This is a genomic window from Pseudomonas sp. P9_35 (assembly GCF_034008205.1).
In the GTDB taxonomy this organism is placed as follows: Bacteria; Pseudomonadota; Gammaproteobacteria; order Pseudomonadales; family Pseudomonadaceae; genus Aquipseudomonas; species Aquipseudomonas kilonensis.
Map to the genome: position 1 here is coordinate 3,610,374 of NZ_CP125373.1, position 22,022 is coordinate 3,632,395.

Genomic DNA, 22,022 nt, shown 5'->3' on the forward strand with positions numbered 1-22,022 from the left:
GGGTATGCCAGGCTGAGTCAGTGTGCCTGAGAAGGCCGCTTGGTTTCGAGCTGCAGCGCCCTGCGGATGCCCGTGTCCAGCAAGCGCGCCGGGGCAAAACTGCGTATGAACTGCAACTGGCCGGCCGCTTTGCCAGCGGTATAGCGCAACTTCGGACGCTCGGCACGCGCGACCTGGAGTACCACATCAGCCACCACGTCGGGGCCGTCGGCGGTCGCCATGGCCTGGTTCACCACTTTCGTCACTTTTATCCGAATGTCTTCATATACGTCGAGCTTGGCATCGGGTTGGAGGTTGTTGCTCTCGAATTGAGTCTTGGTGTAGCCGGGCTCGACGACGGTGACCCTGATGCCGTGGGTACGCAATTCGTGATCCAGCGCTTGCGAATAACCTTCCACCGCATGCTTGCTGGCTGAATAGAGGGCCGCGTAAGGAACAGGCACGACGCCGAGGATTGAGCCGATGTTGATGATGCGGCCAGCACCCTGGCGGCGCATGTGCGGCACCACCGCGCGCGTCGTGCGTACGATGCCAAGGAAGTTGGTATCGAAAAGAGCCTTGGCCTGCTCGACGGAACTCTCCTCCGCCGCTGCCGGCGCGATGCCGAATCCGGCATTGTTGACCAGCAGATCAATCCGCCCCTCCAACGCCAGCAACTCCTGGATGGCCGCTTCGACGCTGGCATCGTCAGTGACATCGAGCACCAACAGTGGAAAGCCCTGCTGTCCCGCCTGCCCGCCTCGTCGGCTGGTGCCGTAGACGCTGTAGCCTGCGGCCACGAGCTTGTGTGCAATGGCTTCCCCGATACCGGATGAAGCGCCGGTCACTAACGCTACGCGTTTGTTGATCATCATGAATGTCCTTCCGGTTATCGACGTTATCCGGTCAGAGATCGCAACTGTGGTCCTGGATCATCGACTGGCAACCTTATGATGATGATCATAATCGTAACGGTCAATGTTTTTGATGCTGATCGACATCAATAATGTCGACAGCAGGGTTGCTCCAGCACTTGAATGGATCAGTGCGCATGAAATCAACGAATTAATAAGGAGTTGACGAACTCGGGGCGAGGCCGCTTGTTCGCGCTTGAACGGAAACAGGTCCGGGCCCTGGATTGTTCCCCATAGGGCCCGAAACCGTTATATCAAGCGATCAGATCATTGGCAGTGAGGGTATTGACACCCACCAGCTGGATTTCAAAATCCGCCCCCAGGTCACCGTTGACGTTGCCGTACAGCACCTGATCGACGAAACGCAGTTGTCCTGCAGCCGTGAAGTCATTCGAATCGATGAAGCTGAACGAGTCGGTAAACGCAGTCAGGAGATTTGCATCCAGCTTCGACAGGTCCAGCTTGTCGCCCTGCAGGCTGTTGAAGTCGGAAATGGTGTCACTGGCAGAACCTAGGCCCAGCTCGGCCAGCGTGTTGAAAACAAAGCGGTCGCTTCCATCTCCGCCGGTGAGGCTATCGGTGCCCTGGCCGCCACTCAGAATGTCATTGCCCGCCCCGCCATCCAACACGTTACGCCCGGCGTTGCCGATCAGCACGTTGTCCAAGTCGTTACCGATCCCTATGAAGGCAGTGCCCGTCAGCGTGAGATTCTCCAGATTGGCCCCCAGGATCCAGCCAACCGAGGAACGCACGGTATCGATTTCACTGCCCAGGACGGTGGTTTCGCTGATGACATCACTGAGGTTATCGACCACGTAGGTGTCGTTGCCGGTACCGCCAATGAGGGTATCGATACCGCTGCCGCCGTCCAGTGTGTCGTTGCCTGCCCCACCACTCAGCACGTTGTTGCCGGTGTTGCCGATCAGCACGTTGTTCAGGGCGTTGCCGTTGCCATTGAGGTTGGCGCTGCCGATCAGCGTGAGGTTCTCCAGGTTGGCACCCAGATTCCAATTCAGTGAGGAGCGCACGGTATCGATTTCACCGGCCAGGGTACTGGTTTCGCTGATGACATCATTGAGGTTGTCGACCACGTAGGTGTCGTTGCCAGTGCCGCCACTCAAGGTATCGGCACCCGCGCCACCATCAAGGATATCGTTGCCCGCCCCGCCCAGAAGGTTGTTCACGGAGGCGTTGCCCGTCAGGCTGTTATTCAGCTCGTTGCCGCCCACCGTGAACGCCCCGGTGCCGCTCAGGACGACGTTTTCCACGTTGCGAAGATTGCTGAGGCCAAGGTTGACGACATTGCTGGACGAAGTCGCGACGTAAGTGACGATCAGGCCGTCATTGCCCTGATTGACTGTCTCTTGTACCAGGGCCAATTCATCAACCCGATCGAGCACATAGGTGTCATTCCCCGCGCCACCGATCAGTGTGTCCCGCCCGGCTCCACCGTTCAGCACGTTGTTGCCGGCGTTGCCGGTCAGCACATTGTTCAGGGCATTACCGGTGCCATTGAGGTGAGCGGAACCGGCCAGGATGAGATTTTCCAGGTTGGCGCCCAGGGCCCAGTTCACCGAAGAACGCACGGTGTCGATTTCGCTGGCCAGGATGGTGGTTTCGCTGACGATATCCTTGAGGTTGTCGACCATATAAGTATCGTTGCCGGTACCACCAACCAGGGTATCGATACCGCTACCGCCATCCAGTATGTCGCTGCCAGCTCCACCACTCAGCACATTGTTGCCGGCGTTGCCGATCAGCACGTTGCCCAAGGCGTTGCCAGTACCGTTGAGCAAGGCGGACCCGGTCAGGATGAGGGTTTCCAGATTCGCGCCCAAGGTCCAGGTCACCGAGGAGCGTACGGTATCGATTTCACCGCCCAGGGTGCTGGTTTCGCTGATGACATCACTGAGGTTGTCGACCACATAAGTGTCGTTGCCAGTACCGCCAACCAAGGTGTCGATACCGCTGCTGCCGTCCAGTGTGTCGTTGCCTGCTCCACCATTCAGTACGTTGTTGCCGGTGTTGCCAATCAGCACGTTGTTCAGGGCGTTGCCGCTGCCATTGAGGTGGACGCTGCCGGTCAGCGTAAGGTTCTCCAGATTGGCACCCAGGCTCCAATTCAGGGAGGCGCGCACCGTATCGATTTCGCCGGCCAGGGTACTGGTTTCGCTGACAATATCCTTGAGGTTGTCGACCACGTAGGTATCGTTGCCAATTCCGCCAGTCAAGGTATCGGCACCCGCACCACCATCAAGGGTATCGTTGCCTGCCCCACCCAGAAGGTTGTTCACGGAGGCGTTGCCCGTCAGGCTGTTATTCAGCTCGTTGCCGCCCACCGTGAACGCCCCGGTGCCGCTCAGGACGACGTTTTCCACGTTGCGAAGATTGCTGAGGCCAAGGTTGACGACATTGCTGGACGAACTCGCGACGTAAGTGACGATCAGGCCGTCATTGCCCTGATTGACTGTCTCTTGTACCAGGGCCAATTCATCAACCCGATCGAGCACATAGGTGTCATTCCCCGCGCCACCGATCATCGTATCCTTGCCGGCACGACCGTTCAGAAGGTTGGCCAATGCATTGCCGATCAATGTGTCGTCATTGGCCGAGCCGACCGCGTTTTCAATTTTGGCCCCGTAGGCGATCGCCAATCCTTCATTGAAGGCCGTCTGGGTGTCGAGTTTCAGAAACGTTTGGCCGATCTTGCTGAACTGGCCTTCATTCAGGTTGATGCGCACCGCTGCCAGCTGATTGCTTGCGTCGATCGTGTCATTGCCGCCTGCGTCCCAGATCGTCTCGAAAACCGATTGGCCGACAGCCCAACTGTAGGTGTTATTACCTGTCTGCCACTGGGTGTTTGCGCCATAGAGACTCTGGATGGCGGCAATATCCAACAACATGGGCGTGGTTGGCTCATAGGAGTAAGCGGTGTTGTAACTCATGATCGTGTAACGGACGTCGTCGAACTGGGCGGAAAGCACCGTGGCGTTCGACGAGCTTGGGGAAAATGGATGTTTCAGGCCCAGGGCGTGACCGATCTCATGCATGAACACCAGGTAGTCGTAGGTGCCCTTGGCGGGAGCCGGGTCGTTCGTGACTGGCCCCAGCCAGACATCACCGGCGCTGGGGGTATTGCCAGGAAAATAGCCCCAGGCAGCGGTGTCGTCGTCCATGTACAGGTAACCGCCGAATCGCAAGTCACCGACGTTGCTGGCCGTCTCGCTCACCTGTTGGAATTTGATGTTGGCAACCGAACTCCATGTGCCTAGCGCACTGACGATGCCATTCTTCTGCGCCGACGAGAGGACGTAACCGGCTTCATATTCATTTTCGCCGCTGTAGTCGCTGGCGAAATACGAACTCATGGTCATGAAGCTGTACGTCAGGGACGTGGTGAACGCTCCCGTGTTCGTATTTCCAGCCCAATAAGTGCCGTAAAGCAAGCTGTTGACCTGTGTGTTGCCGGTCAGCTTTGCGTACGAAATGGATGAGTAACCTAATGGACTGGGCATGTATGCTTCCTGTGGGCTAGCTGCGGACCTTCCAGAATGCGGCCGCTACATAGTGGGTATTTTGCATGAGAAACAAGGGCTTTGACATCACTTAGCCACTATTTTTTGAACCGGAATCCGACGACGATGGCGCAACCAGCCATTCATTAGCCTGGCGAATATCCCCATCTCCCAATCTTCCGCTCCAGCGATGCAGCACCAGCAAGCTGGTCACGAACTTGTATTGGGACTGATAGAAATCACGCCGTGCACGAAACTCGTCCTTGATACTGTCCAGCACATCGACTGCATTCTTGACGCCATAGCCGAAGGCTTTCTCCGTGGCGACCCGAGACTTTTCAGCCGATTCCAGCGCACGCCGTGTTGCCTTGATCCGGCTGAGTTCGGCCGTCATGCCGAGATAAGCGGTGCGGGTTTCCTTGATGACCTGGCGACGCAAGGCTTCCAGCTCCTGCTGGGCGGCTTCCTTGTCGCTTTCGGAGCTCGATACACGTGCGCGGGTGGAGCCCCCGCTGTAGAGCGGCATCTGCAAGTCCAGGGACGCGACGAGGTTGTCCGAGCGAGGCGTCACGGCGCCTTCATAGCCAATATCGCTGCGTTGCGCCGTCAAGTTCAGGCCCAGCCGAGGAAGATGCCCGGCCTTGTTTTCATCGATAGCCGCCTCGGCGGCGCGGACGCTGTGCTCGCGGGCGTGCAGCGCCGGGTTGCTGTCGAGTGCCGTCTGCACCCAGTAGTCCTGCGCTTGCGCCGGCAGGCTGAAGGCTGGATTGTCGCCGATGCGCTTGAACCGCTCGCTGACATCGCGCCCCACCAGTTCGGAAATCGCTTCACGACTGACCAGGACTTTGTTGCTGGCTTCGATTTCGTCAGCCTTGAGCGCATCCACTCGCGCCTCAAGGTCGAGTGCGTCGGTCACCATCGCCATCTGCCGCGCGTACAAGGCCTTGACTCGCTTGAGGTTACGTTCGGTCGCCTCCAGCTCGCTGCGCACCAGCGACAAGTCGTCCTCGGCCGCAAGAACAGCGAAGTAACGCTCGGACAGATCAATGCTGGCCTGCACCTGGGTATCGGTCGACTCGTAGCCACTCTGCCGGGTCAACTCGATGTACTTCTGGTAACTGCGCCAGACCTGCGGATCGTAGATCACCTGATTGAGCACCACGGCCATGCGCTTGCCGTTGTACTGGATACGGTTCAGGTCGTCGTCGCGCCGGCCGCGGTTGACACTGCCGCTGGCGTTGAGCTGTGGCAATAATTGACCAAAGGCCGCGCGCTCCTTGCCCTCGCCGCTTCGAACCAGGGCTTGTGCCCGCAGGACGCGCGGATCAGCACCCTGCGCTTCCTGATGCAATTGCCACAGGTCGACATAAGTATCGTCAGCGAGCGCTCCCAGTGACATGAAGGCCAGGCACATCGCAATCAGGAACCTCATCTCAGTCCTCGATCAACGAACGGGCGAACACATTGCTCGCCGGCTGTATCAAGTATTGCAACAGCGTTCGCGCGCCCGTGTTGACCAGCACTTCGACCGGCATTCCCGGCACCAGGGTCAGGTTGCCCAGCGTCTGACGCCCTTTGTCCGTCAGTGCCACGCGTGCCAGGTAATAAGCCGTGCCGGTGTCCTTGTTGATCAGGCGGTCGGCGGAAATCTGCACCAACCGTCCTTCGATGACGGGCGTGGTGCTGCTCTTGAACGCGCTGAAGCGAATGTCCGCCAGCTTGCCCAAGGCGATGCGGTCGATGTCCATCGGCGACACCTGCGCCTCGATGATCAGCTCTTCGTTGGCCGGAACGATGTCCAGCAGCGCAGTGCCTGGGCTGACCACGGCGCCGAGGGTATGGACCGTCATGCCCATGACCATTCCGGACTCGGGCGCGAGGATATCGGTACGTTGATCGCGGTCCTGCAGGGTGGCCAGTCGCTCGCGCAGTTCGTACACCTTGGTCCGTGCATCGCCCAACAGGCCGGCGACTTCGCTGGCGAAGGTCTTTTTCAACTGCAGTATCTTCAATCTCGCCTCGTCGATATGGACATGCGCTTGCGCAATCTCGGACTGGCTTTCAGCTATTTCGGTTTGCAGGCGAGAGAGGCTGCGCTCCTGCTCGCGCAGTCGCTGTTTGTCCACATAGCCTTCGGCAAGCAGTGCCCGCAAATCGACTATTTCTTCTTGATAGGAAGCCGCCAGCGCCTGCTTGCTGGCGATGATGGCCTTGAATCCGCGAATCTGTTCTTCGATTTGTCCGATGGTCTTCTCTTGCAAGCCGATTTCGCCCAGCAACGAGGTCCGTCGGGTCTGGAAGATCCGGGCTTCACTGTCGCGGGCCTCTTGCACTCGTGGGTCCGCGGGATCCAGGGCCGGCACCGCCAGAGGCTCGGGCAGTGCGTCACGCTCAGCCTCCAACCGGGCCTGCAATTGAAGCGCGGCAATCAACTGGCTGCGCGTCGTTTCCATTTCCGAACGGGCCTGGGTGTTGTCGAGCACCAGCAACACATCGCCGGTCTTGACCAGGTCACCGTCATGCACACGCAGTTCGCGCACGATGCCGCCCTCAAGGTGCTGCACCGTCTTGCGGTAGCTTTTGACCGTGACCACGCCGGGCGCGAGTGCCGAGCTGTCGAGCGGGGCCAACGCAGCCCAGCCACCGAACAGGCCAAAGGTGACCAGCAGCATGAGGTAGCCGACGCGTCTTACCGGCGTGTCATCGACAAGCAACGCGGTGGATGAGTGTTGACTGTTTTGCATGAAATCTCTCATCCGCTTCCTACAGTTGAATCGAGGCAGCCTGGCGGGCTGCGGGTGTTGCGTCGCGCAAACGGGCCAGGACCTGATCCCGCGGCCCGAACAGACTGAGTTCGCCATGATTGAGAACCAGCAATTTATCCACCTGCGCCAACACCCCGGGTCGATGGGTAATGACAAACACCGTGGCCCTGCTCTGCTTGAGCTTTTGCAGCGCCTCGGCGAGCATTTTTTCGCCGGCCTCATCCAGGTTGGAGTTTGGTTCATCGAGCACCACCAGGCGCGGCTCACCATACAAGGCGCGCGCCAGGCCGATACGTTGCCGCTGGCCGCCGGACAATCCACCACCATTGGCGCCGATCAAAGTGTCGTAGCCATCGGGCAGTTGCAGCACCAGCTCATGCACACCCGCCATGCGCGCGGCGGCGACCACGGCAGGTGCGTTCACCGGGCCGAAGCGGGAGATGTTCTGGCTGATCGTGCCTTCGAACAACTCGATGTCCTGGGGCAGATAACCGATGTACTGGCCCAACTCCTCCCGACGCCATTGGCTGATGTCCGCGCCGTCCAGGCGTACGGTGCCGGCCAGGCTAGGCCAGACGCCCAGCAGTGCCCTGGCCAGGGTCGACTTTCCAGCGCCGCTGGGACCAATGATGCCCACTACTTCGCCCGCGGCCACCTGAAAGCCCACGCCGCGAATAATCGGCTTACGAGCGTCCGGGGATCCGGCCGAAAGGCCCTCGACGCGAATCGCCCCTTCAGGTGCCGGTAGCGACATGCGCTCAGGTTCGGCGGCAATCTTGAGCAGCAATTCGTGCAGCCGGGCATATTGCGAACGGGCCCCCAGAAAGCCTTTCCACACGCCGATCAGCTGATCGATGGGCGCCAGCGCGCGCCCTAGCAAAATCGAGCCGGCAATCATCAGTCCGGACGAAATCTCGTGATTGATCGTCAGATAGGCGCCCAGGCCCAGCACCAGCGACTGCACGATCTGCCGGAACGTCCTGGACACCGAGGTCATGGTCGCGGCGCGGTCGCTGGCCAGGCTTTGCAGGGCGAGAATCTTATGGGTCCGCCCGCTCCAGTGCTGGCGCAGGCTGGCAAGCATGCCCATGGACTGCACCACTTCGGCATTGCGCAAGCTCTTGTTGGTGAAGGCGGTGGCGGCCATCTGTTCGCGGTTGGCAACTTGCAGCGGTGAGTGGGTAAGCTTTTCGTTGGCAAAGGCCAGCGCGCCCAGCAACACGGCACTCACGACCCCCATCCAGCCGTACCAGGAATGAAACATGAACATGACAGCCAGGTAGATCGGGATCCACGGCGCGTCAAAAAACGCAAACAGGCCGTTGCCGGTCAGGAACTGGCGCAAACCGTTCAGGTCGTTCAAAGGCTGGGCCGTGGCATTCATGCCGCTGGTATTGAGCGCCTGCTTGAAACTGGCGTCGAACAGACGCTGGCTCAGCAGCGTGTCCAGGCGAGTGCTTATCCGTACCATGATTCGCGAACGGACCCACTCCAAACCACCCATTGTGATCATCAACAGCAACATGATCAGCGTCAGCATCAACAGCGTCGACAGGCTCGCGCTTCCTACCGCGCGGTCATACACCTGCAGCATGTAGAACGAAGGAACCAGCATCAGCAAGTTGACGAAAAAACTGAAAAAACCAACGGACAGAAAACTACCTTTGCAGACGGCAAGGGCGCCTTCCAGCTCGGTCCTGTTGTGGGCTGACATGGTTCATTACCTGAGGTCCGATTCTGATCAAACCTGAAAAATCACAAGGGCACAGGTGCGTGAGCGCCTGGAATATCTTTCGACGGACACCACTGGAGCACCCGCGCAATCGGTTCTACCGCGCTGTATCGGCACGTTCGAGCGGTTCTTAAGGAACATTGGTGTAACGGGTATGGGCCATGCAATTACGTCGACGTTGGGTTGGGGAAGCCTGGTAGCGACTTGGCTTTTCCAGGCGGGCTGGTGAGTATATCCATTTCTGCGGTGTGGGCTGCAGCGGCTTACTTTTGAGATGCCGGAATGCCGGCCCAGGCACAAGCAAAAGCGAGGCGACCTTATAACCCGCCTGTTTTTTGATGATCGCGTTTCCCCTGTGGGAGGGGGCTTGCTCGCGAAAGCGGTGGTTCAGTTTGCAGTGATGTTGGATGTGCCGACGTCATCGCGAGCAAGCTCGCTCCCACAGTTTTTTGTGTCGTACTCAGACAGTGTGAACACCCGAAACCCCATGTGGGAGCGAGCTTGCTCGCGAAAGCGGTGGTTCAGTTTGCAGTGATGTTGGATGTGATGGCGTCATCGCGAGCAAGCTCGCTCCCACAGGAGAAACGCGGTCCCACCAAGAACCAGGTCGGCTATCAGGCCGCCTCGCTTTTGTTTTTGATCTCGGGCGCCCCGTTAACCACGCTGGCCGAACGCAGGCATTGCGCAGTGGGCACCTCGGCATGGATGCCGAGGTAGCCGCGCTGGGCCATGGATGGCCCTTCGCGGCGGCCCACGGAGCAATGCCTTCGTTCAGGCATGCCGAGCCTAAGCGAGGCACCGAGTGGTGGGGCAAAAGCGTTTTTGCTTACTTTTGGCGCTCTTCCAAAAGTGAGCCGCCGTAAGAGCGGAACCCTAAGCAGCCGTTACCGCAGCAACGGATATACACACGCCCCCTAAACCTCAGGCCCCCCAACGTCGAAACAACACGCTGGCATTAACCCCACCAAACCCAAACCCATTGGAAAGCGCATACGTAATCGGCATCTGCCTGGCCTCCAAGCCAACCAGGTCAAGCCCCGCAGCGGCCTCGTCAGGATGAACCAGGTTCAGGGTAGGCGGAACGATCTGGTCCCGAAGCGCCAACACCGTAAAAATAGCCTCAATGCCCCCGGCCGCGCCCAGCAGGTGCCCAGTAGCGGATTTGGTAGAGGTAATCGCAACACCGGAGCCCGTGCCGAACACCGAGCGAACGGCGGCCAGTTCCCCGCTATCGCCAACCTGGGTAGACGTCGCGTGGGCATTGATATGTTGCACGTCCGAGGGGCTGACAGCAGCCTGGCGCAGCGCCTGTTCCATCGCACGCCGAGCGCCGTTGCCGTCTTCCGGGCCCGCCGTCAGGTGGTAGGCATCGGCGCTGGTGCCATAACCCACCAGTTCCGCCAGGGGCTTGGCCCCGCGTGCCAGGGCATGTTCCAGCGATTCGATCACCAGCACGCCGGCGCCCTCGGCCATGACAAAGCCGTCGCGATCACGGTCGAAGGGACGCGAGGCCTCCTGCGGGCGCTCGGCAAATCCCGTGGACAGCGCGCGAGCCGCCGCGAAGCAGCCCAGGGTGACACGATCGATTGCCGCTTCGGTACCGCCGCACAAGGCGATATCCGCCTCACCGCTCCTGATCAGCCTGGCCGCATCGCCAATCGCCTGCACCCCAGCCGCGCAGGCCGTTACCGGCGCGCCAAGCGGCCCCTTGAAACCATGGCGGATGGAAACGTGCCCCGCCGCCATGTTGGCGAGAAAGGCCGGCGCCGTGAACGGTGACAAGCGACGTGGGCCGCGGGCGTCGGTGGTACGCACGGCATCGGCAATCGCGCCAAAGCCACCCACGCCCGACGAGATGATAGTGGCGGTCCGCTCCTGGTCAGCCGCTTCGGTCGGATGCCAGTTGGCCTGGGCCAGGGCTTCGTCGGCGGCTACCAGAGCGAACTCGATGAAGCGATCCATCTTCTTGCGATCCTTGACCGGGATGATGCGCTCCGGGTCGTAACCGGCGATGGCGTCCTCCTCCAACGATGGCACCTGGCCACCCACCGCCACGCCAGTTCCCTCGGTAATATCGCCAGACAGGATGCGAATGCCGGAGCGCCCGGCCAGCAGGCGCTGCCAGACTTCTTCGACACCACAACCCAACGGGCCCACAATGCCCACGCCGGTGACGACGATGCGTTTTTGACCTTGGGAAGTCATCATTGAAACCTCTTCATATCTCAGTCGATGTTCACTAAAAAGCACAAGTGCGCTGCTTAAGCCTGCACAGCTGTCTGAGCGTGCGCTGAAGGGTCAGGACGGATCCTGAACCAGATGGAATACATCGCCGGCAGGAACACCAGCGTCATGATGGTGCCAACGAACGTGCCGCCGATCAGCGTGTAGGCCAGCGTCCCCCAGAACACCGAATGCGTCAGCGGAATGAAGGCCAGAATCGCCGCCAGCGCCGTCAGCAGTACCGGGCGGGCCCGTTGAACCGTGGCTTCGATGACCGCGTGGAACGGGTCCAGCCCTTCCTGTTTGTTGTGATGGATCTGCCCGATCAGGATCAGTGTGTTGCGCATCAGGATGCCCGAGAGTGCGATCAGGCCGACCAAGGCGTTGATCCCGAACGGCTGCTGGAAAATCAGCAGGGTCGGCACCACCCCAATCAGGCCCAGCGGTGCGGTGAGGAACACCATGATCATTGCCGAGATCGAACGCACCTGCGCGATGATGATCAGCAGCGTCAGGGCCACCATGATCGGCACCAGCGGCACGATCGCCTTGCCGGCCTTGCCCGACTCCTCGATGGCGCCCGCCTGCTCGATCCGGTAGCCGCTCGGCAGCGTCTCGATGACCGGCTGCAGTGCCTTCATGATCGCGCTCGAAACGTCCGGTGGCTGCAAGCCTTCGGCAATGTCGCCGCGCACGGTAATGGTCGGGGTGCGATCACGACGACGAAGAATCGGATCCTCCATGCGCACATCCACTTCACCCACCTGGGACAACGGAATGCGCTGGCCCGCCGCGCCCACCAGGGTGAACCCTTCGATCCTGGCCGGATCGAGGCGAATGTCACCGGCAGCACGACCGACCACCTGCACCGAACGGATGCCCTCGCGAACCGCCGTGATCGGCACCCCCGCGAGCAGGAACTGCAATTGCTGCGCGACGGCATTTGACGTCAGGCCGACCGCCTGCAAACGATCCTGGTCCAGGGTGAAATGCAACGTCGGCGCCAGTGGTCCCCAGTCGGTATTGACGGTTCGCATCAGCGGGCTCGCCTGCATGACATCCTGGACCCGGCCCGCGATCTCGCGCAATTTCGACGGATCAGGCCCCATCACCCGGTAGGCAACCGGAAATGGCGAGTACGGACCGAACACCAGTTGCGTCACCCGGATCCGCGCTTCTGGGGCGAGCCCCTCGGCAGCCGCCTCACGGAGACGGAACTTGAGGATCTCGCGCGCTTCCTGGCTGTCGGTCAATACCACGATCTTGGCAAACGAAGGATCGGGCAGTTCCGGTGCCATCGCCAAATAGAAGCGTGGCGCGCCTTGGCCGATGTAGGCCGTGACGATTTTTGCCTCATCCTGTTTTTGCAACCAGGCCTCGACCTTGGCGGTGGCGGCGCTGGTCTGCTCGATAGAGGTTCCATAGGGCATCTGCACTTCGACCATCACCTCGGGACGATCTGAGGTCGGGAAGAACTGTTTCTTCACCAGCCCCATGCCGAGAATCGCCACGACAAATGTCGCGATCACGGTGCCGGCCACCCACCATTTGCGCGCGATGACGCGGGTCAGGACCTGGCGAAAACGATTGTAGTGGCGGGTGTTGTAGATGGCTGCGTGACCGCCCTCGACCGGCTTGATGTCCGGCAACAGCTTCACCCCCAAGTAAGGGGTGAAGGCCACCGCCACCACCCAGGAAGCGATCAGGGCAATGCCGACGATCCAGAACATGTTGCTGGTGTACTCACCGGCGGTCGACTGGGCGAAGCCGTTAGGCATGAATCCGATGGCTGTCACCAGCGTGCCGGACAGCATCGGCGCGGCCGTATGGCTCCAGGCATACGCGGAGGCCTTGATCCGGTCATAGCCCTCCTCCATCTTCACCACCATCATCTCGATAGCGATGATGGCGTCGTCCACCAACAGCCCAAGTGCCAGGATCAACGAGCCCAGGGTGATCCGGTCGAAGTTCTTTCCGGTGGCCGCCATCACCACAAACACTATCGCCAGTGTCAACGGTACGGCGGCTGCGACCACAACGCCTACACGCCAGCCCATGCTGAGAAAGCAAACGAGCATTACGACCAGCAGCGCGACAAAAAACTTGACCATGAACTCGCCGACGGCCGAGTCAATGTTCACGGCTTGATCGGTGACCTTGGTCAACGTCATGCCCAGCGGCATGCCTTCATTGATCCTGGCCGTCTCCGCGTCCAGGGCCTTGCCCAGGTCCAGGCCGTTCCAGCCCTCGCGCATCACGACGCCCAGCAACAGCGCTTCTTCGCCGTGATTGCGCACCAGGAAGGTGGCCGGATCTTCATAGCCACGCTCAACGGTCGCGACGTCCGAGAGCTTGAGCGTGCGACCTTGAATCGCCAGGGGCGTGTCACGGATTTTTGCCAATTTATCGAAGGCACCGTCTACCCGGAGCAAGACCTGTGGCCCGTTGGTTTCGATGGAACCGGCGGGCGTGAGTACGTTCTGGCTGTTCAGCGCGGCGAAAATGTCCTGGGGCGAAACGCCCAAAGTGGCCAGCCGGTCATGGGAGAAGGAGACAAAGATGCGTTCGGCCTGCTCGCCGATGATGTTGACCTTTTTCACACCCGCCACGTGCAACAGGCGTTGGCGCAACGCTTCAGCATCGCGCACCAGCAACCGTTGTGGCTCGCCTTTGGCTTTCAGGGCGAAAAGCGCGAACGTCACATCGGAAAACTCATCATTGATCATCGGCCCAATCACGCCCGCTGGCAACTTGAGTGCTTCGTCCTGGAGCTTTTTGCGCGCCTGGTAGAACTCCTCCTGCACTTGCGAAGGTGGCGTGCGATCGACCAGCGACACCATGGTGAAAGCCAGGCCAGGACGGGTGTAGGTTTCCGTGCGGTCGTACCACTTCAGCTCTTGCAGGCGCTTTTCAAGCGGTTCGGCGACCTGGTCCTGCATCTCCTGGGCGGTCGCGCCTGGCCATGCCGTGATGACGGTCAATTGCTTGACCGTAAACGGTGGGTCCTCGGCACGTCCCAGTTGGAAGAACGCCAAGGTGCCTGCGACGGCAATCAGAAAGATCAGGAACACGGTAATGGAGCGCTCGCGAACAGCGAGTGCCGACAGGTTGAGGCTCATGGACGGCCCCCGGCAACCTTCACGTCACCCGGTTGAGCCAGCCGCACTTGCTCACCTTCACGCAACAGGTGGGCGCCGAGCCCGACAATACGCTCGCCCACATTGAGCTTGCCGGCGACTCGCGCAGCGTCATCGCTCAAACTCAGGATTTGCACAGGTCGCCAGGTGACTTTCGCCGGTTCCCCGTCTATCACCCACACGCCGGTGCCGGTGCCCGGGTCAAAAACGGCAGCGATCGGCACTTGCAGCGCCTGCCGTTGCGCGCTGTCTTCGGCGATGCGAAGGGTGACGGTCGAACCCAGCGGCGCAGTGGCCAGTGCACCCTTCAGCACATACCGAGCCTCGAAGGTACGCGTCACGCGGTCAGCCGAATCCGAAAGCAGCCTCAGCTTCGCGGTGACCGCCCCCGTGGTGACGCCATAAAGCGTCGCCTGTGCGGTGGAGCCTGCGGCAGGCCGCAAGGTCTCGGGCAATTGCACAACGGCTTCACGCTGCCCTGCCCGCGCCAGTCGAACCACGGTTTGCCCGGGGCTGACGACTTGCCCAGGCTCGGCGAGCGTGTCCATCACCACGCCGTCGGCATCGGCGAGCAACATGGCATAACCAGACGCGTTCTGGGCAACGTCAGCCTGCGCTTGTGCGGCACTCAGTTGTGCCTTGGCAGTATCGGCAGCGGCTTTTATCTGGTCGTAGCCCGAGGCGGAAATAGCGCCTGCGGCGACCAGGTCGCGATAGCGTGCCTCGTCATCGGCGGTCTGCTTGGCCCGGGCCCGAGCGGCAGCGACTGCCTCTTGTTGGGCTCGCGCCTGCAGCCCCAGGTCGATGGGGTCGAGGCGCATCAACGGCTGCCCCCGTTTGACGACCTGTCCGCTATCGACCAGGCGCTCAAGCACCTTGCCCGCTACCCGAAAGCCCAGATCGCTCTGGACCCGAGCCGCCACGACGCCGGTAAAAGATCGCGAGAGATCAGACGAACCCTGGACTTCAGAGACCCGCACCAAGGGCGCAAGCGTGCGTGGATCTTTAGCGGTGGATGAGTCGCCACACGCCGTCAGGACGAGAGGCAACAAGCAAACGGCAAAGGTGACAGGTCGAAGCCGGAGCATAGGTTCCCTTTTGGTTTGGGCAGATAGGACAGGAGCCTCATTCTCAATCTAGTGACCATTACTGTCAATCGTCACAAGCCATCACATTGCATTGGTTGCAGCAATGCTTGCCGATTAACAGATCATATTGCCGCTGCGTCCTATGAGTGTTCATTGACAGATTGTGACCACAATATAATATGGTCACAAACCATCCATGGCTCCAGGAGTCTCAATGTCGCCCCTCCACCCCGCCGCTTTGCTGGTGAGCTTCAGCTTGATGACAGGTTGCACGGTCGGTCCGGACTACCAGCGTCCGGACGCTGCGCTGGCGCATCGTTACCTGGGCCAGGCGTCTGTCGAGCAGAGGTCCGCAGCGACATCGGCCAGCCTCGTCACGTGGTGGGAAGGCTTTGCTGACCCAGTGCTCAGCGACCTGATTGCCCAGGCACTTGAGCAGAACCTGGACCTGGCGCAGGCTTCGGCCCGTGTCACCCAGGCACGGGCAGGCCTGGGTGCTGCAAATGCCGCGTTATTGCCCTCTGGAAACATCAGCGGCCAGGCCGCCCGCTCATACCAATCCGTGGAAACACCCCTTGGCCAAGTGCTGAACTCGACGCCCGGATACGACCGGTACGGGAACGCTTACGAACTTAACGTGGGGGCCAGCTGGGAAATCGACCTCTTTGGCGGCCTGCGCCGTGGACGCGAGGCCGCATTGGCCCAATACCAAGCTAGCGAGGCAGGCGTCGCGGCGACACGACTGGTCGTTGCCGCGCAGACCGCCGATCTCTACATCACTGCCCGCGGGTTGCAGGCGCGGCTGGACATCGCCAATCGACAAGTCAAGACGCAGCAGGATCTGTTGGAGAAAGCCCAACTGCTCTACAGCAAGGGCCTTGCGGCCAGCTATCAGGTTCATCAGGTCGAGGGCGCCCTGTCACAGGTCCAGGCGACGGTGCCCGTGCTGCAGACCGGCCTGGACGCTGCCATGAATGCGTTGGATGTCATGCTTGGCACGTCGCCCGGCACCCATCGCACGCAACTGGCGAACGGACGAAGCATCCCTCTGGCGCCACAGATAACGACCATGGGCACCCCCGCTGACCTGCTGCGCCGCCGACCAGACCTGATCGTGGCCGAGCGCCGTCTTGCCGCCTCCAATGCGCGTATTGGCGAAGCCGTCGCTGAGTACTACCCGAAATTCTCCCTCAGTGCGTTGCTGGGCAGTGCCACAGCGGTTTCCGCGGGCAACCTGTTCACCGGCGACGCCAGCCAGGCGGTTGGCGCTCTGGGCCTGCGCTGGAGACTCTTCGACTTTGGCCGCATCAATGCGCAAATCGATCAGGCCAAGGGCCAGGAAGCCGAAGCACTGGCGGCTTACCGCCAGTCCGCATTGCGCGCCACCGAGGACGTCGAGAACGCCTTCTCCGCGCTGGTGAATCGAGAATCCCAGGCGAGCACCCTCACCCAGGGCGAAACCTCGCTGACGCAGGCCCGCCAATCGTCATTCATTGCCTATCAGAAAGGCACAGCCAGCCTGATCGATGTCCTGAATGCCGATGCGACGCTGCTGCAAGTCTCCGATGCACGGGCGCAAGCACGCACAGAATCGGCACGGGCGGCGGTGGCCGCATTCAGGGCGCTCGGTGGTGGCTGGCAGCCTCCTGAGGCCCAGCCGGTGGCGACTCGCTGAGTTGACCAAATCACCCAACGCTTGCAGCCCTTCTCCTTCAGCTCACAACCAGAGACCAACGACATGAAACCGAACGAACGCTCCTGGGTGCTCATCACTGGCGCCTCAAGCGGATTTGGCGAAGAGTTTGCCCGGCAATACGCAGCACAAGGGAAATCGCTCGTCCTGGTAGCGCGCAGGCTGGATAAGCTCGAAGCGTTATCCGCTCAGTTGCGCGAACGCTTCGCCATTGATGTGATCGTCGAGCAAGTAGACCTGTCGTCGATCCCCGCGGTCATCGAACTGCATAAGCGTCTGAGCGAGCGAAAAATAGTGGTCGATGTGCTCATCAACAATGCGGGACATGGACTGCAAGGGCCTTTTCTGGATCAGCCTCTGGATCGTTCCCTGGCCATGATTGATCTGGATATCGCCAGCCTGACGGCCCTGACTCACGTCTTCGCGGCAGACATGCGAGTCCGCAAGCGTGGACACATCCTGATGGTCGCCAGCCTGCTGTCTTTTCAAGGCGTGAAGAATTTTGCCGTTTACTCTGCCGCTAAAGCTTACGTGCTGCGCTTCTCTGATGCGTTGCATCGTGAACTCAAAAGCGACGGCGTCATCGTGACGGCACTTTGTCCAGGGATGTCGGATACAGGGTTTGCGCAAAGCGCCAGGCAAACGATTACGCCAGCCTTGAAAATGGTCATGATGCAGCCACAACCCGTGGTCCGCGCAGGCATTCGAGCACTGCAAGCCGGACGATTGAGTGTCGTGCCGGGCTTTGGCAACAAGGCAATGACCGTCCTGACCTGGGCCACGCCGCGTCGGTTTCACCAAGGTCTCATGGCACGCATCATGGGAGCCTGAAAGGATGGCGAAGCGCTCTGAAAGCCGGGAGTCAGCCTATACTCCCGGCCGGTAAAGCGGCACTCGATCAGAAGCGATAGCTAACGGAAGTACCCAGGCCGCTCGCACTGTTCCTGTACTTGGAGCTGTAGGCACCTCGGGCTGGCGAGGTTTCGTTGACCCGTACGCTCTCCTCCCACAGATAGGAATAAGCGACGTCGATCGTGACGTTGTCCACTGGCGTCCAGCCGGCGCCGAAACTGACGATTTTTCGGTCGCCAGTAGGAATCCGTGGCCCACGGTTGGTGTTGTTGGCGGGCGACTGGTCGACCGAGAAGCCTGCGCGTAACACCCACTGGCTGTTCAACTGATACGCCGTGCCAATGGCGTGAGCCCACGTGTCGTGCCAGTTCTGCTCTTCGGTAATGGTGCCCAGCGCACCGCTCAATAAAGGTGGCAAGCCCGTATTCTCGATGGTCAGCTCCTTGAAGCGACTCCAGCGTGTCCAGGTGCTGCCCGCGTACAGGGTCCAGTCGTTGTCGAGCTGGTGCGTCACCGAGAAGTCCACGGACTCCGGGGTGTCCACATCCAGTGAAGCATCATAGCTGCGCCCGCTAAGCCCTATCACACTGAAGATGCCGTTACTGACCTTGGTCTTGGCGTCCAGGTGGTAGCTGACCTTGGAATGGTAGGTCAAGCCCACACGGGTTCGATCCGTCGCCTGCACCAGCACTCCGGCATTGAAACCAAGGGCCGTATCGTCGCCGTTGCTTTTGAGTTTTCCATCATTGCGACCCGGACTCAGTGGGTTGGGCACTGTGCCGGTTATCTCGCCACTGATACGGTTGACCGTCGGACCGAACCCGATCGAAACCCTGTCATTGAAGGCATAGCTGATGGTGGGCTGGAACGTGAGCGTCGTGACCTCGCTTTTGTTGCCGTAATAGCGCCCGGCAAAGTCGCTGCCGTAATCGGTAATCAGGCCGAACGGCACATAGAAACCCACGCCGAACGCCCAATGTTCATCGATGGGCTTGACGTAGTAACCCATGGGTACGGTGGTCGTGGGCACGACGTCGCCGTCCTCCTGGCCGCCAAAGGTACTGCGGGTCTGGCTGATGTCATTCTTCGCGAAGAGCGTCGCCGCCCCCAGGCTCACCTGCTCTGATTTCAGACGAGACATGCCCGCGGGGTTGCCGAAGACGGTGCTCGCGTCCTCGGCCGAGGACGAGCGACCGGCAAACCCCGATCCCATCCCGCTGATGCTCTGTTCATTGAGGGCAAAACCGCTTGCAAGCGCATGAGAAGTGGCGAACGCAACGACGAGGCCCACGGGGGCCTTGAGTATTATTTTTTTCATTATTGGGACTCTGGATTGGAACTCTGGGGGCTGCAGCCTGGGTTGTTTGGACTAGGTAAAAATCGCCACCGTCTGGCGCGCCCAAAGCACGCGGCGGCCGCTTTCGTCCCATATTTCCATGTCCTGTAGCGAGTACCCTTCCAGTGCCTGCTGGCTGAAAGAGCTGACAAGAAACCATTCGCCGACAGCGGCTGGCTGCGGCAGGTCAATCATCCAGGACGCGGAGCTGATAGCGGCGGGTTCGGTGAAACAGGTCATGGCGGCCGGCGGCAAGCTGTCAGCCAGTGCAATCAGGGCAACGGCCGGGTCCACGCCCTGGGCATCCAGATGGCGTACCCACATCAATAATTCGGGACTTTCAGCACCGGACACCGGCAGCGAACCGCCCGCAGGACGCATCTCGAAGTTATAGGCGCAAGCCGGAGCAATCTTGCTGTCCAGCGCCAGGGTGGCGTAGTGGGACGGTCCCGCCACAAACGGCCGGCCCCAGGAGTCGTGCGCAATCCTGCTCGCCCGGGGCTGGGCGAACAGCAGGATCGTGCGCAACGCCAGGTCATCACCCGACAGACAGTCGACTGATACCGAGGTGACTGATCGCCCTTGGCGCAACACGCTTACATCGAACGTCTGGGCCTGTGTCACCGGGGCGATGAACGACACCTGGGCGGACTTGAACGCAGGGAAGTCCGCCGGACGTTCCCGCAAGACCGCCTGCAACGACAACGCCGCTGAAAGCCCGCCAAAGATGGTACGACCTTGCTGCCAGTTGGGCGGAGAAACAAAGGGGGCGTCTGGATCGAATTGCTGCAGCAGTTTGGCAAAGCTCGTCATACCGACGCCCCAGGCTAAGAGCAGATGCGTCATATTTATTCATGTGACCATTTGTGTCAATAGTCACGAACTGGATAAATAAAGGCGACCATCAGCCGCTGGAGCAAGAGGTGAATCGGATGGGTAAAGGCGTCGCCTGCGATGGCCTGGGTGCAATCTTCAGCCACAGCTCAAGGCATGAGGCTGCGCAAGATCAGGTTGCAGGTGAGCGTTGGGGCAACCTCGACGTAATCGAGGCTGTACTGCAGCAGCAAGGGATTGACGAAAGGCCGCAGCGCCAGATGGATCGCGTCTACGGTTTCGTCCAGTGGCGTCTTGCGTTCGAACTCGCCCAGTTCCCGTCCCTCGCGCACGATTTGCAACACGAAACTCTTGATCCGAGCGTTATAGACTTGCGAACTGGGCCATTGCTCCGACGCGGAAAACGCCGCAATGTCATAGAGCTTGCGATCATTGAAAAACAGATTTACGCCTGTGGTGATCAGGGCCTTGACCAGGCGGCGAAAACGCTCCGTCGCTGAAAGCCCGTCTTCGCTGATGGCCTGCTCCACCGCCGCGACGATTTCTGCCAGGCACTGGCTACAGATGGCCTCGCCAATCGCCTGCTTGGAGTCGAAGAACTTGTAGATGTAGGCCTTGGAGAACCCGATGGCCTTGGCCAGGTCGGACACCGTGGTCTTGCCATAGCCGTATTGACTGAAATGCTCGTTGGCCGCCGCGACAATCTGGTTTCGAATGTCGTGATCGGCGGGGCCGCGAGTGCTGGGCGAAGGTATTGAGGGCTGGTTCATGGGAGCAGCTTACGCATCCTGAGGAGGGTTGACAATCCGTGACCAAATTGTAATTTAGTCATAAACCGCTCAAGACTCATGAATGGCATTCGCATGTATTTGCCTATTTTCCCATCTAGCCTCTGGCCAGACCGATACCTATCGCTGAGAGCCTTATTTCGATATTGGAGAGGATGCAACGACAGAGGCCGAAACATTCAACGCAGTACCGCAGGCTTGAGCACCTCCTCGCACCACTGACGGAAATGAGTCGGCGTGGTCGATTGAGGCGTTCGCAATTGAGCCTTATCGAGTCCATTGTTCTTCGCGACCATCATATCCAGCACACCCTGCGCCATTGCGGGCGACATGCCAGCCCCCAGCAAGCCATCCTTGAAATCGTTGTAGGCCACTTGCTGGAAACGCACAGGTTTGCCCAGCACCTCGGAAATGATTTGCGCCATGTCATTGAACGACACGTCCTCAGGACCCAGTACGGGCACGTCGTCGTAACCGGTCCAGTCTCGGTCCATCAACAGCTTGGCAGCAACGGCGGCGATGTCGCGAGTGGCGCAGGTGGGCAGTTTCAGATCCCCTGACACTGGCGAGTAAAACACCCCCGCGTCTCTGATGGAGTCAACATGGCGCAGGATGTTGTCCATGAACGTCGGCATCGCCAGTGCACGATAATTTACCCCTGTGCTGGCGATGAGATCATCCATCGCCAGAGAGGCTGACACCAGGCCGGCATTACCTGCAACCCCGCGCCCCAGGCCGGAGACACCGACAACATGTCCGACAGCATGGCGCTTGATCGCGCGACAAGCCGCCTGGCTGAAGTCCAGGTAAGCCGCCTCGACACTGAGCGCACGAGGATCAGGGGGAACCAGCCAGAACACCGAGTCGGCGCCTCGAAAAGCACGATCGACAACCTCGTCATCGCTGTGAGAACCCGCAACGACTTCGACGCGCTCCAGGGTATGCGCGGGCAGCCGCGAAGGATCGCGGGCTATCACACGAACCGACGCACGTTCAGCGAGAAGCCGTTCAAGCACCTGGCTACCAATATTACTGGTTGGGGCGGTGACAACTATCATGATGCACTCCATTCGACAGGCCGTATCAACAGGCCTGAGTGCGCACACAGTAGTCGCGTGGATCGATACGATCTATGCTCCAGCGTCCCAAGTTTCTTTGCCATCGTC

General features: G+C 60.2%; 15 protein-coding genes. 2 read left to right on the forward strand and 13 right to left on the reverse strand.

Going from position 1 to position 22,022, the window contains the following annotated elements; translation table 11 throughout:
* Positions 1-17 precede the first annotated feature (17 nt).
* The 9 genes from QMK47_RS15705 to QMK47_RS15745 form a co-directional block, all read right to left on the reverse strand.
* A complete protein-coding gene (locus QMK47_RS15705; protein WP_320390534.1) occupies positions 18-851 on the reverse strand; it encodes an oxidoreductase in 834 nt (277 codons plus the stop codon).
* A gap of 296 nt (positions 852-1,147) precedes the next feature.
* Positions 1,148-4,408 carry a M10 family metallopeptidase C-terminal domain-containing protein gene (locus QMK47_RS15710; RefSeq protein WP_320388689.1) on the reverse strand — a complete coding sequence of 1,087 codons (3,261 nt, stop codon included), beginning with the start codon at positions 4,406-4,408 and terminating at the stop codon, positions 1,148-1,150.
* A gap of 91 nt (positions 4,409-4,499) precedes the next feature.
* Positions 4,500-5,840, reverse strand: a complete 1,341-nt coding sequence (locus tag QMK47_RS15715; RefSeq protein WP_320388691.1) for a TolC family protein — start codon at positions 5,838-5,840, stop codon at positions 4,500-4,502.
* A gap of 1 nt (position 5,841) precedes the next feature.
* Positions 5,842-7,164 (reverse strand): HlyD family type I secretion periplasmic adaptor subunit, encoded by a 1,323-nt coding sequence (locus QMK47_RS15720; RefSeq protein ID WP_413817731.1) that lies wholly within the window; start codon positions 7,162-7,164, stop codon positions 5,842-5,844.
* Positions 7,165-7,171: 7 nt separating this feature from the next.
* Positions 7,172-8,887 carry a type I secretion system permease/ATPase gene (locus QMK47_RS15725; protein WP_253475129.1) on the reverse strand — a complete coding sequence of 572 codons (1,716 nt, stop codon included), beginning with the start codon at positions 8,885-8,887 and terminating at the stop codon, positions 7,172-7,174.
* A 632-nt stretch (positions 8,888-9,519) separates the two neighbouring features.
* Complete coding sequence (locus QMK47_RS15730; RefSeq protein ID WP_320390559.1) at positions 9,520-9,660, reverse strand: hypothetical protein; 141 nt, start codon at positions 9,658-9,660, stop codon at positions 9,520-9,522.
* A 166-nt stretch (positions 9,661-9,826) separates the two neighbouring features.
* Positions 9,827-11,113 (reverse strand): beta-ketoacyl-ACP synthase II, encoded by a 1,287-nt coding sequence (fabF, locus tag QMK47_RS15735; protein ID WP_253475132.1) that lies wholly within the window; start codon positions 11,111-11,113, stop codon positions 9,827-9,829.
* A gap of 53 nt (positions 11,114-11,166) precedes the next feature.
* Positions 11,167-14,247: an efflux RND transporter permease subunit gene (locus QMK47_RS15740; protein ID WP_320388693.1), complete on the reverse strand. Its 3,081-nt coding sequence runs from the start codon at positions 14,245-14,247 to the stop codon at positions 11,167-11,169.
* Positions 14,244-15,353 carry an efflux RND transporter periplasmic adaptor subunit gene (locus tag QMK47_RS15745; protein ID WP_320388694.1) on the reverse strand — a complete coding sequence of 370 codons (1,110 nt, stop codon included), beginning with the start codon at positions 15,351-15,353 and terminating at the stop codon, positions 14,244-14,246. The genes QMK47_RS15740 and QMK47_RS15745 overlap by 4 nt, the downstream gene beginning before the upstream one ends.
* 214 nt (positions 15,354-15,567) lie before the next feature.
* Between QMK47_RS15745 and QMK47_RS15750 the strand changes: the two genes are divergently transcribed.
* The gene (locus QMK47_RS15750) at positions 15,568-17,028 is read left to right on the forward strand and encodes an efflux transporter outer membrane subunit (protein ID WP_253475141.1); all 1,461 of its coding nucleotides are present in this window, start codon (positions 15,568-15,570) and stop codon (positions 17,026-17,028) included.
* 63 nt (positions 17,029-17,091) lie between these two features.
* Entirely contained in the window at positions 17,092-17,877 is a 786-nt protein-coding gene (locus QMK47_RS15755) for an SDR family oxidoreductase (RefSeq protein WP_320388696.1), read from the forward strand.
* A 67-nt stretch (positions 17,878-17,944) separates the two neighbouring features.
* Here QMK47_RS15755 and QMK47_RS15760 read toward each other — a convergent pair whose 3' ends face one another.
* The 4 genes from QMK47_RS15760 to QMK47_RS15775 form a co-directional block, all read right to left on the reverse strand.
* Positions 17,945-19,216 carry an OmpP1/FadL family transporter gene (locus QMK47_RS15760; protein WP_320388698.1) on the reverse strand — a complete coding sequence of 424 codons (1,272 nt, stop codon included), beginning with the start codon at positions 19,214-19,216 and terminating at the stop codon, positions 17,945-17,947.
* Between the two features lie 51 nt (positions 19,217-19,267).
* A complete protein-coding gene (locus QMK47_RS15765) occupies positions 19,268-20,047 on the reverse strand; it encodes a thioesterase family protein (protein ID WP_320388700.1) in 780 nt (259 codons plus the stop codon).
* A gap of 170 nt (positions 20,048-20,217) precedes the next feature.
* Complete coding sequence (locus QMK47_RS15770; RefSeq protein WP_003202289.1) at positions 20,218-20,838, reverse strand: TetR/AcrR family transcriptional regulator; 621 nt, start codon at positions 20,836-20,838, stop codon at positions 20,218-20,220.
* A 197-nt stretch (positions 20,839-21,035) separates the two neighbouring features.
* Positions 21,036-21,914: an NAD(P)H-binding protein gene (locus QMK47_RS15775; RefSeq protein ID WP_053180084.1), complete on the reverse strand. Its 879-nt coding sequence runs from the start codon at positions 21,912-21,914 to the stop codon at positions 21,036-21,038.
* Positions 21,915-22,022: the final 108 nt, after the last annotated feature.